The 10721-nt window shown below is 68.8% G+C and carries 12 protein-coding genes; 9 read left to right on the top strand and 3 right to left on the bottom strand.

Annotation, left to right across the window (positions count from 1 at the left end):
• The first annotated feature begins 29 nt into the window (after positions 1-29).
• Together IM25_RS11725 and IM25_RS11720 are read left to right on the top strand one after the other, a co-directional pair.
• On the top strand, positions 30-1193 hold the full coding sequence (locus IM25_RS11725) for a DNA recombination protein RmuC (protein WP_065996053.1): 1164 nt from the start codon (positions 30-32) through the stop codon (positions 1191-1193).
• Positions 1194-1217: 24 nt separating this feature from the next.
• Positions 1218-2117: a DUF6542 domain-containing protein gene (locus tag IM25_RS11720; protein ID WP_232333312.1), complete on the top strand. Its 900-nt coding sequence runs from the start codon at positions 1218-1220 to the stop codon at positions 2115-2117.
• A 78-nt stretch (positions 2118-2195) separates the two neighbouring features.
• Here IM25_RS11720 and IM25_RS11715 read toward each other — a convergent pair whose 3' ends face one another.
• On the bottom strand, positions 2196-3194 hold the full coding sequence (locus IM25_RS11715) for a 4-hydroxy-3-methylbut-2-enyl diphosphate reductase (protein ID WP_006553909.1): 999 nt from the start codon (positions 3192-3194) through the stop codon (positions 2196-2198).
• A 99-nt stretch (positions 3195-3293) separates the two neighbouring features.
• On the opposite strand from IM25_RS11715, the gene IM25_RS11710 reads away from it, so the two are divergent.
• Genes IM25_RS11710 through IM25_RS11700 form a run of 3 tightly spaced genes read left to right on the top strand, consistent with a single transcriptional unit; the run spans position 3294 to position 5520 of the window.
• Positions 3294-3998, top strand: a complete 705-nt coding sequence (locus IM25_RS11710; protein WP_033097246.1) for a lipid droplet-associated protein — start codon at positions 3294-3296, stop codon at positions 3996-3998.
• On the top strand, positions 3995-5260 hold the full coding sequence (gene xseA / locus IM25_RS11705) for an exodeoxyribonuclease VII large subunit (RefSeq protein ID WP_033097245.1): 1266 nt from the start codon (positions 3995-3997) through the stop codon (positions 5258-5260). Before IM25_RS11710 ends, xseA begins: the two co-directional genes overlap by 4 nt.
• Positions 5257-5520 (top strand): exodeoxyribonuclease VII small subunit, encoded by a 264-nt coding sequence (locus tag IM25_RS11700; RefSeq protein ID WP_033097244.1) that lies wholly within the window; start codon positions 5257-5259, stop codon positions 5518-5520. Before xseA ends, IM25_RS11700 begins: the two co-directional genes overlap by 4 nt.
• A gap of 44 nt (positions 5521-5564) precedes the next feature.
• On the opposite strand, the gene IM25_RS11695 is transcribed toward IM25_RS11700, so the two are convergent.
• Complete coding sequence (locus IM25_RS11695; protein WP_024103281.1) at positions 5565-6134, bottom strand: DUF4245 domain-containing protein; 570 nt, start codon at positions 6132-6134, stop codon at positions 5565-5567.
• A gap of 183 nt (positions 6135-6317) precedes the next feature.
• Between IM25_RS11695 and glpX the strand changes: the two genes are divergently transcribed.
• Entirely contained in the window at positions 6318-7352 is a 1035-nt protein-coding gene (gene glpX, locus IM25_RS11690) for a class II fructose-bisphosphatase (protein ID WP_006553904.1), read from the top strand.
• Between the two features lie 104 nt (positions 7353-7456).
• Positions 7457-8872 carry a class II fumarate hydratase gene (locus IM25_RS11685; RefSeq protein WP_033097373.1) on the top strand — a complete coding sequence of 472 codons (1416 nt, stop codon included), beginning with the start codon at positions 7457-7459 and terminating at the stop codon, positions 8870-8872.
• Positions 8873-8996: 124 nt separating this feature from the next.
• On the opposite strand, the gene IM25_RS11680 is transcribed toward IM25_RS11685, so the two are convergent.
• Complete coding sequence (locus tag IM25_RS11680; RefSeq protein ID WP_232333311.1) at positions 8997-9587, bottom strand: LGFP repeat-containing protein; 591 nt, start codon at positions 9585-9587, stop codon at positions 8997-8999.
• Between the two features lie 160 nt (positions 9588-9747).
• On the opposite strand from IM25_RS11680, the gene IM25_RS11675 reads away from it, so the two are divergent.
• Positions 9748-10170 (top strand): limonene-1,2-epoxide hydrolase family protein, encoded by a 423-nt coding sequence (locus tag IM25_RS11675; RefSeq protein ID WP_019288723.1) that lies wholly within the window; start codon positions 9748-9750, stop codon positions 10168-10170.
• Positions 10171-10261: 91 nt separating this feature from the next.
• Positions 10262-10690 carry a carboxymuconolactone decarboxylase family protein gene (locus tag IM25_RS11670; protein WP_019288724.1) on the top strand — a complete coding sequence of 143 codons (429 nt, stop codon included), beginning with the start codon at positions 10262-10264 and terminating at the stop codon, positions 10688-10690.
• Positions 10691-10721: the final 31 nt, after the last annotated feature.

Below are 10721 nucleotides of genomic sequence, written 5' to 3'. Positions count from 1 at the left end.
TGTCGCATCGATGAGGCATCATCCGCCACATGACAGCACTCACGGCACTCGGCCTGCTCGTCGCGCTCGGTCTCGGGGTGGTGCTCGGCTGGCTGTTGCGGGCCACCCGCGACGGCGAACGCGCAGCCCGTGCCGAGGCGCAGCTGGCAGCCCTGCGGGACAACGAGGAGCAGCTGCGTCAGTCGCTGGCAGCGGTGAGCGAGGATGCCGCGCGCCGGCAGTCCGGTGCCATCGGCGACCAGGTCTCGCGGCTCGTCGGCCCGTTGAACGAGGCCGTCGGAGCGCTGGCCCGGCAGGTCGAGCACGTCGAACGCAACCGCGTGCACGCCTACGCCGGGCTGAGCGAGCAGGTCGAGGGCATGCACCGCGCGTCGCAGCTGCTGTCCACGCGGACCCAGCAGCTGGTCACCGCGCTGCGTGCGCCGCAGATCCGCGGACGATGGGGCGAGATCCAGCTCGAACGCGTCGTCGAGCTCGCCGGGATGGTCCGGCACTGCGACTTCGACACCCAGGTGAGCAAGGACGGGGTGCGCCCCGACCTGCTCGTCTACCTCGCGGGTGGCAAACAGATCGTCGTCGATGCGAAGGTGCCCTTCGCCGCCTATCTGGATGCCGCCGAGGCCGAGGAGCCCGACGAGCGCGACCGGCACCTCACGCGCCACGCACGCCAACTGCGCACCCACATCGACCAACTGGCGGCGAAGGCCTACTGGGAGTCGTTCGACCCGACGCCCGAGTTCGTCGTGTTGTTCGTCCCCGGCGATCCGTTCCTCGATGCCGCGCTCGGCGCCGATCCCGATCTGCTCGAGCACGCCTTCGCCCGGAACGTCATCCTCGCCACACCGACCACGCTCGTCGCGTTGCTGCGCACGATCGCGCACACCTGGCGGCAGGAGGCGCTCTCCCGCGACGCCGCGACCATCCACCGATTGGGCCGTGAACTGTACCAACGGCTCGGTGTGGTCGGTTCCCACCTCGATCGGCTCCGCAACCAGCTCGGCAAGGCCGTCGATTCGTTCAACATGACGGTCTCGTCGATGGACACCCGGGTGGGCGTGACGGCCCGCAAGCTCCACGACCTGGAAATGTTCGACGGTGAGGTGCCCGAGGTGCAGCGTGTCGACGCTTGGCCGCGACGCAGCACTCTGGCAGAAAGAGCAGTGGCGGACGGTCCTGTCGACGAAGCGAGCTGACATCGCCACGCTAATGTCTACGTTGTGTCTGCAACCCAACGTGCACGTTCGGCGGTGCCGCTCGACATGCGGTCGTTGGTGCCTACGGTGCCCGGTGTGCCCTGGTGGGGTGCCGTGGCGATCGCAGCCGGAACGACGCTTCTCGGGGTGCTGCTCGACAGCGCACGCGGGAACGAGCTGACCTCTGCGTTCACTGTCTTCTACGTGCTCGGCTGCGTCGCGGCCGTGGTGGCGGTGCGCTATCGCGGACTGTTCACGGCCATGGCCCAGCCGCCTCTGCTGCTGGTCCTCGCGGTGCCGATCGGTCAGGAGATCGTCTCCTCCGCCAGCACCGGCGAATTGAAGGATCTCGCGCTCAACGTCGCCTATCCGCTGGTGAACCGCTTCCCGGCGATGCTGGTGGCGACACTCCTGGCACTGGCCATCGGCGGTTTCCGGATCTTCGTGACCCGACAGAACACGGGAGTACGTGCCCGTGCGCCGCGAGAGCGGGCGAAGCCGCGGGCAGCGAAGACCGGAACCGCGAAGGACCGCCCCGCTCGCGCCGCGGGCGACCGGCCGACACGCGCCGCGAACGCCCGGCCGACCAGGCGTGCGGGCCGGGGGCGACCGGCGACGGCCACCCCTGCGGATGCACGTCGCACCGCTTCGGGCCGCGGGACGCCGGCCGCGAAGGCGTCGGTCCGGGAGGTCGCCGACACCCGATCCCGTCGCCGCGTCCGTCCCGAATCCCCGGCCGCCGAGCAGCCCGCTCCCCGGCGTGCCCGCGCTCCCCGACCTGCGGACCCGGTGCAGCCGGAGGTCCGCGAGCCGCGGCGCCGTCCGGCACCCGAGCCGGACACCGGTCGACCGGCGCCCTCCCCCGCACCCACGCAGGGCTACGAGCCGCCGCGCGTGCGGTACCGCGACCGCTACGAGGACTGACCCACACGACGAAGACGACCGGTCACGTGCCGATTCACGGCGGTGACCGGTCGTCTTCGCTCTACGGAACTACCCGGTTCAGCGACGCGACGCGCGCAGTTCGCGCGGGAGAGCGAACACCAGGGTCTCGTTGGCGGTCGTCACCGACTGCACGTCGTGGAAACCGCGCTCGTCGAGGAACTGGACGACGCCCTGAACGAGGATCTCGGGGACCGACGCGCCGGAGGTGATGCCGACGGTCTCGACACCCTCGAGCCAGGCCGGATCGATCTCCTTGGCGTAGTCGACCAGGTGCGCTGCCCGGGCCCCCGCACCGAGGGCGACCTCGACGAGCCGCACGGAGTTCGACGAGTTCCGCGACCCCACGACGATCACCAGATCGCACTCGGGCGCCATCGCCTTCACCGCGACCTGGCGGTTCTGCGTGGCGTAGCAGATGTCGTCGCTCGGCGGATCCTGCAGCTGCGGGAACTTCTGGCGCAGACGCTGCACGGTCTGCATCGTCTCGTCGACGCTCAGGGTGGTCTGGGACAGCCAGATGACCTTCGACGGATCGCGCACGGTCACCGAATCGACGGCGTCGGGACCGTCGACGAGCTGCACATGGTCGGGGGCCTCACCTGCGGTGCCCTCGACCTCCTCGTGGCCCTCGTGACCGATGAGCAGGATGTCGAAGTCGTCGCGGGCGAAGCGCTTGGCCTCCTGGTGGACCTTCGTCACCAGCGGGCAGGTCGCGTCGATGGTGCGCAGCTGCCGGGCAGCGGCCGATTCGTGGACCGCGGGCGACACACCGTGCGCCGAGAACACGAGCACGGCACCCTCGGGCACCTCGTCGGTCTCGTCGACGAACACCACGCCGCGGTCGGCGAGCGTGTCGACGACGTGGCGGTTGTGCACGATCTCCTTGCGGACGTAGATCGGCGCACCGTACTTGTCGAGCGCCTTCTCGACGGTCTCGACGGCGCGGTCGACGCCGGCGCAGTAGCCGCGCGGCTCGGCGAGCAGGACGCGCTTTCCGGAGGTGGAGAGACCGGCGGACCGTGTGATCCCGACTTCGAGAGGAACAGGCGCAGACATACCTCCAGAGTACGGGGCGCGTCGGAGTGTGGCTTTCCAGCTCGCAGCCGACGTGCTCCCCGGCTACCAATCACGCCGATCATCGGGCAGTCTTGGGGCATGATCCGTCCACCGTTCCTGGCACGGGTGGCTGCCGGCGTTGCTGTCACCGCGTACGAAGAGACCCTCAAGCTGCCGAGCACAGCCGTTTCGTTGCCGATGACGACGGTGAGCCAGATCCTGCAGACGACGATGCGAGTGCAGCAGGTCATGACCTCGTTCGCCATCAAGGGCGACCAGTTCTTCGAGATCTTCGGAGCGGAGCCCGCCGAGACCGCACAGTGGGCGACCTTCGACGACGACGGCTCGACCCCTTCGGACGAGACCGCGACCTCGACGAACAGCGTCGCGAACGGCGCTCCCGGCCGGTTCGCCCTGTACTCGATCCCGCCGGCCACCGAAGCCGACGCACCCGTGGCCGAGCAGGCCGCACCGGTAAAGGCCGGCACCGCGACGACGAAGGGGCCCGCGAAGAAGACGGCAGCCGAGAAGTCTGCTCCGAAGAAGGCCGCCGCGAAGTCCGCAGACGCCGAGGTCACGAAGATCGGCGAGACCACGGACACGAAGGTCGCCTCCGACGATCGTTCCGAGATCGTCGAATACCTCGACTACGACTCGCTGACCCTCGCCCAACTGCGTGCCCGCCTGCGCGCACTGTCGGTGGACGAGCTCACAGCGGTGCTCGAATACGAGAATGCTCACGCCGCGCGTACTCCGTTCGTGACGATGCTGTCGAACCGGATCACGAGCGCGCGTAACAAGTGACGGCCGGACAGAACGCGGCACGCCCGAACTCCGCGGAGCAGCCCTGGCCCGTCCGCACCGTGGCGCAGAAGGTCGCCGGGTGGATCGACAAGCTCGGCACCATCTGGGTCGAAGGGCAGATCACGCAGATCAACGCCCGCCCCGGGACGCGGACGGCGTTTTTGACCCTGCGCGACCCGTCGGTGGACATGTCCCTGCAGGTGACCTGTTCACCCCAGTTGTTGCAGCAATCGGGGGTGCCGCTCACCGAGGGCAGCCGCGTGATCATGTTCGGGAAGATGACCTTCTGGCCCGGCCGCGGCAGTCTGGCGCTGCGAGTCACGGAGATCCGGGCCGTCGGTATCGGTGAACTGCTCGCGCGGCTCGAACGACTGCGTGCGTTGCTCGCGGCCGAGGGACTGTTCGACCCGCGGTTGAAGCGCCCCCTCCCCTTCCTGCCGCGCCGCGTCGGTCTGGTCACCAGCCGCGGCAGCGCGGCCGAACGCGACGTGCTGTCGGTCGCGCAGCGTCGCTGGCCGGCCGTGCAGTTCGACGTCCGCCACGCGACGGTGCAGGGCCCGACCGCGGTCACGCAACTCATCGACGCCATCGAAGCACTCGACAAGGACCCGGACGTCGACGTGATCGTCCTCGCCCGCGGCGGCGGCAGCGTCGAGGATCTGCTGCCCTTCTCCGACGAGGCGCTGTGCCGCGCGATCGCCGCGTGTACGACGCCCGTGGTCAGCGCGATCGGCCACGAGCCCGACAGTCCGCTCTGTGATCACGTCGCCGACCTGCGGGCCGCGACCCCGACCGACGCCGCGAAGCGCGTCGTACCCGATGCGGTTGCCGAACTCGATCTCGTCGACGAACTGAGAGCACGGTCGGCGGCGGCGCTGCGCAACTGGGTCCGGCGCGAGGAACACGTGATCGCACAGTTGCGCGACCGTCCCGTCCTGGCCGATCCATTCCGCGATCTCGACCGGCGGAACGAGGAGATCGAGCGGTTGCAGCACGCGGCACGACGCGACGTCACGCGATTGATCTCGTCGCAATCGTCGACGCTCGAACATCTGCGGGCACGGTTGGCGACCCTCGGGCCCGCGGCGACCCTGGCGCGTGGCTACGCCGTGGTCCAGCGGATCGTGCCGGGCAGCGCCCCCGAAGTGGTACGCACACTCGACGAGATGCCCATCGGCACCCAGCTGCGAGTGCGCGTGGCGGACGGCGCGGCCCGCGCCGCCGTCATGGGACACGAACGACAAGGAAGATCAGGACAGTGACGAACGCGGGAACCGACGACGCCAACGCCGATGTGCGGGAGTTCGGCTACGAGCGAGCTCGGGACGAACTCGTCAACGTCGTGAAGATGCTCGAGCAGGGCGGACTCGACCTCGACGACTCGTTGCAGCTGTGGGAGCGCGGCGAGGCACTCGCGCAGCGCTGCGAGGAACATCTCGCCGGCGCCCGCGAACGTGTCGAGCAGGCGCTCTCCCTCGCGGACGACGAGGACGAAGACGACGAGTACGAGGACGAGGACTGACCTCGACCGAGCTCACGATCAGGGCTCGGTCGCTCCGACCCGGATCAGGGTTCGAGGGGCTCGGCCCTGCCCGCGGCGGTGGCCAGGGTCGTGAACTCGGCCTCGTCGCCGGAGCCACCGATCAGGATGCGCACGTCGCCGAAGTCCGACACCCAGAGCGCTTCGACGCCCTCGCCGCCGTAGACCACCCAGTCGTGGCCCTCGACGGACCTGGTGTCGGTGGCGGTGCGGGCACCTCCGGCGACGAATCGCACCAGTTCGTCCTCACCGGCATCCGATTGGGTGAAGCGCACGTAGCGACCTGCAGGAGTGATGAAACCGACGGTGCTCGAATCGCCGCCCTGGTTACCGGAAACGATGCTGCGGCTACCGGAGTTGGGCTGCCAGTCCTCGGGCACCTCGGGGTGGCGGATCGGGAATCCGAGTTCCGCCGCGTCGTACTTCAGGCCGGCATCGATGTCGAAGCTCGGCACGGGCCCCGCCGTGGGTCCGCCGGGCTTGAACTCGCACTGGCTGGCGATCGCCGCGATGAAGAGGATCAGCACGAGCAGCGGGATCAGCGACCACGCCATATCTCGACCGTCTTGCAGGATGCGAGGTTTCTTGGATGCCACCCGTCCAGTCTGACAGCTACGAAACGGGCAGGCTCAGGCCGGGCGGGTCCGACAGCCCACACCATCGGCCGTGATGAGACAATAGCCACGCGACACACACGGATCGTGCGGGCGCCCTCGGCGCCCGCTCCCTCTGCCGGCGCAACCCGCGTCGACCGAAAAGTCTCCAGGAGGCAGTAGCCCATGACGGCCAGCACCCCACGCCGCGAAGCTCCGGACCGCAACCTCGCGCTCGAACTGGTCCGCGTCACCGAGGCCGCGGCGATGGCGGCCGGCCGGTGGGTCGGACGCGGCGACAAGGAAGGTGGCGACGGCGCCGCCGTCGACGCGATGCGGCACATGGTCAGCTCCGTGTCGATGCAGGGTGTCGTCGTGATCGGTGAGGGCGAGAAGGACGAAGCGCCCATGCTGTACAACGGTGAGGAGGTCGGCAACGGCGACGGTCCGCTGTGCGACGTCGCGGTCGACCCCATCGACGGCACGACCCTCATGTCGAAGGGCGCTCCCGGCGCGATCGCGGTGCTCGCCGTGGCCGAGCGGGGCGCGATGTTCGATCCGTCCGCCGTGTTCTACATGGAGAAGATCGCCGTCGGTCCCGAGGCCGCCGACGTCATCGACATCACCGCCCCGATCGCGGAGAACATCCGCCGTGTCGCGAAGGCGAAGAACATCGCGCACGCCGACCTGACCGTGACGATCCTCGACCGTCCGCGCCACGCGCAGATCATCAGGGAGGTGCGCGAGGCGGGTGCCCGCATCCGTCTGATCTCCGACGGCGACGTCGCCGGCGCGATTGCCGCTGCACGTCCGGGTTCGGGTGTCGACATGCTGCTCGGCATCGGCGGTACCCCCGAGGGCATCATCGCCGCGGCCGCCATGCGCTGCATGGGTGGTGCGCTGCAGGGTCGCCTGGCACCGAAGGACGACGCCGAGCGCCAGAAGGCGATCGACGCCGGACACGATCTCGACCGTGTCCTCACCACCACCGATCTCGTCACCGGCGAGAACATCTTCTTCTGCGCGACCGGCGTCACCGACGGTGAGCTGCTCCGCGGCGTCCGCTACTCCGCCGGGGGCGCGGAGACGCAGTCGATCGTGATGCGCAGCAAGTCGGGCACGGTCCGCATGATCGAGGCGTACCACCGCCTGCAGAAGCTCAGCGAGTTCTCGTCCATCGACTTCCACGGTGTCGCCGGCTCCCCGCCGCCCATGCCCTGATCATCACTGCCCTGATCGTCACCGATCCTTCCGAGGAGGGGCACTGCACCGAGTTCTGGTGCAGTGCCCCTCCTCGTTCGTTCCGGCGGCATAACGTGGAGGACATGACCGACACCGAACAGTCTTCTCAGCAGTTCCGTATCGAACGCGACACGATGGGCGAGGTCCAGGTTCCGGTCGACGCCTTGTGGCGCGCCCAGACGCAGCGCGCCGTGGAGAACTTCCCGATCTCGGGCCGTGGACTCGAACGCGCACAGATCCGCGCGCTGGGTCTGCTCAAGAGCGCCTGCGCCCGGGTGAACAAGGACCTGGGTCTGCTCGACCCCGACAAGGCCGACGCGATCGTCGCGGCCGCCGATGCCATCGCCGCGGGTGAGTACGACGACCAGTTCCCGATCGACGTCTTCCAGACCGGTTCGGGCACGAGCTCGAACATGAACACCAACGAGGTCATCGCGTCGCTCGCCGCGAAGGCCGGCGTCACGGTCCACCCCAACGACGACGTCAACATGTCGCAGTCGTCGAACGACACTTTCCCCACCGCGACGCATGTCGCCGCGACCGAGGCGACGGTGAAGGATCTGATCCCCGCACTCGAGCACCTGCACGGTGCCCTCGACGAGAAGGCGAAGGAGTGGCGCACGGTCGTCAAGTCGGGTCGTACGCACCTGATGGATGCGGTCCCGGTGACCCTGGGCCAGGAGTTCGGTGGTTACGCCCGCCAGATCGAGGCCGGGATCGAACGTCTCCGCGCGACCCTCCCCCGCCTCGGCGAACTGCCGATCGGCGGTACCGCGGTGGGCACGGGCCTCAACGCACCGGCGGATTTCGGGGCGCGTGTCGTGGCCGTGCTCGTCGAGACCACGGGGCTCGACGAGTTGCAGGGGGCCCGCAACAGTTTCGAGGCTCAGGCCGCGCGTGACGCTCTGGTCGAGGTGTCCGGGGCGCTGCGCACCGTCGCCGTGTCGCTGACGAAGATCGCCAACGACATCCGCTGGATGGGGTCCGGTCCGCTCACGGGTCTGGCCGAGATCCAGCTCCCCGATCTGCAGCCCGGTAGTTCGATCATGCCGGGCAAGGTCAATCCCGTTCTTCCCGAAGCGGTTACGCAGGTCGCCGCACAGGTGGTGGGCAACGACACCACTGTGGCGTGGAGCGGCGCGGCCGGGGCGTTCGAACTCAACGTCTACATCCCGGTGATGGCCCGCAACGTCCTCGAGTCGATTCGTTTGCTCGCCAACGTCTCCCGACTGTTCGCCGATCGCTGCATCACCGGGCTGGTCGCGAACGTCGAACATCTGCGCACACTGGCGGAGTCGTCGCCGTCGATCGTCACTCCCCTCAACTCCGCGATCGGATACGAGGAGGCGGCCGCCGTCGCCAAGGAGGCGCTGAAGGAGAAGAAGACGATCCGTCAGACCGTCGTGGACCGCGGCCTCGTCGGCGACCGCCTGAGCGAGGAGGAACTGGACCGCCGCCTCGACGTCCTGGCGATGACGCGGGTGGACGAGAAGTCCTGACCCGCAGGGTTCCGATCGACCTGTCTGCATCCGCTACGATTTTCGCCATCCGCTACAGCAATTGCTGTAGCGGATGGCGAAAACGTGAGCGGATAGCGAGGGCTCAGCGAGTCGGGGAGTCACCTCATTCCTGGACCACCTCGGTCCCGGCGCCGGGCGCCCACGTGATGTAACCGAACTGGAAGTTGCTTCGCGCACCGTCGGGGGTCTGTTCCTCGTCGGTGATCGGGAAGCCCAGGTCGCCACCGGCACCACCCGCGGCCTCCCAGGCCGTGCGGATCTCACCCCACACGATGTGGGAATCGGTGTCGGGGCTCCACGCGATGATGCCGCCCTCGAACTCCGCGACGTAACCGTCGCCGACTTCCTCCTGCTGGCCGGTCGCGGCGCCGAGCGGGCTGGACGCACCGCCGACCTCGGCGTACTTCTGCAGGATCGGCCCGCTGAGTTCGACCTGCTCGCCGTCCGGTCCCGGCACCGCACTGGACCGAGCCGCCGCGGGCTCGTCGGCCTCGGGCGAATCGTCGCCCTGCGTGATCGATTCGACGGCGCTCTCCGCCCCGGATGCCACGCTCTCCGCGGCGGACTGGACCGCGCTGGTCGCGCTGCCCACCGTGTCCTCCGCGGATTGGTCGTCGCTGCAACCGGCGACCACCAGTCCGATCGCCGCTGCGGCCGCCACCAACGCTGCTCTGCGTCGGGGAATTCGATTCATCGGTTCGCTCCTGTCACTGAGAGGACGGGTACCTGATTTCAGGGTGCCCGACTCCTCGGCGACACAACCCGGTTTCCGGTGATTCCGTGCCGTGCACCAATCCGCCCCACCTCAGGTCTCCTGCCGTTACCATGCGACGCAGCCGACGCCGAGGAGAACGATGAGCACACAGACCGTCACCGCGCACGACGCCGTCGCCACGGTGACCGATTTCCTGGAGGCAACGGCCGCCGAGGACATCGACCGCGCCGCCTCTCTGATCACCGACGACATCGCGTGGCACAACACCTGGCTCCCCACCGTCCGCGGCGGCGCCCGGGTCCGGAAGATCCTTGCCGGTCTCGCGCGACCGTCGGTGGGCTTCGGCGTCGTCGTCCACCACATCGCAGCCGAGGGCGACATCGTGCTCACCGAACGCACCGACATCCTGCGCTTCGGGCCGGTGCGCATCGAGTTCTGGGTGTGCGGCACCTTCGAACTGCGCGACGGGCGGATCGCCTTGTGGGACGACCACTTCGACGTCCTCACCTTCCTCCGCGGAACCGTCGTGGGCGTCCTGCGCGCCGTCCTGCGTCGCTCCTGACGCTCCTCGCCCTCACCGCTTCCCGAGGCTGCCCGCATAGAATCCGTTCGTCGCCGAACCGTTCGGCGACGGATCAGCAGGGAGCGATGACATGTCCGACGCCGAGCACACTCCGGGATTCACGACGGGTCTGGAGATCCGGCGCGAAGTGATGGGTGACGACTTCGTCGAGCGGGCGTTCGAGCGTTCCCGTGGCACCGACTCCGAGGCGATGCAGGAGTTCGTGACCGAGCACGCCTGGGGCGCCGTGTGGTCGCGCCCCGGCCTGGACCGCCGCAGCCGCAGCCTGCTCAACCTGGGCATGCTCATCGCGTTGCGTGCCGAGAACGAACTGCGCGGACACGTCCGCGGTGCCCTGCGCAACGGACTCGACCGCACGGAGATCGTCGAATCCGTCATCCACTGCTCGGCGTACTGCGGCGCTCCCGCCGGACTCGCTGCGATGCGCGTCGTCCAGGAAGTGCTCGAGACCGAACTCGGCCCTCTCCCCGAGGACACCGACACCTCCGACGAGGCCTGACGACGACGGCGCGTCCGGCATTGCCGGACGC

Source organism: Rhodococcus sp. p52 (assembly GCF_000763325.2).
In the GTDB taxonomy this organism is placed as follows: domain Bacteria; phylum Actinomycetota; class Actinomycetes; order Mycobacteriales; family Mycobacteriaceae; genus Rhodococcus; species Rhodococcus pyridinivorans.
Note: the sequence above shows the minus strand (reverse complement) of the source record. Positions and strands in the feature narration are given on the sequence as shown.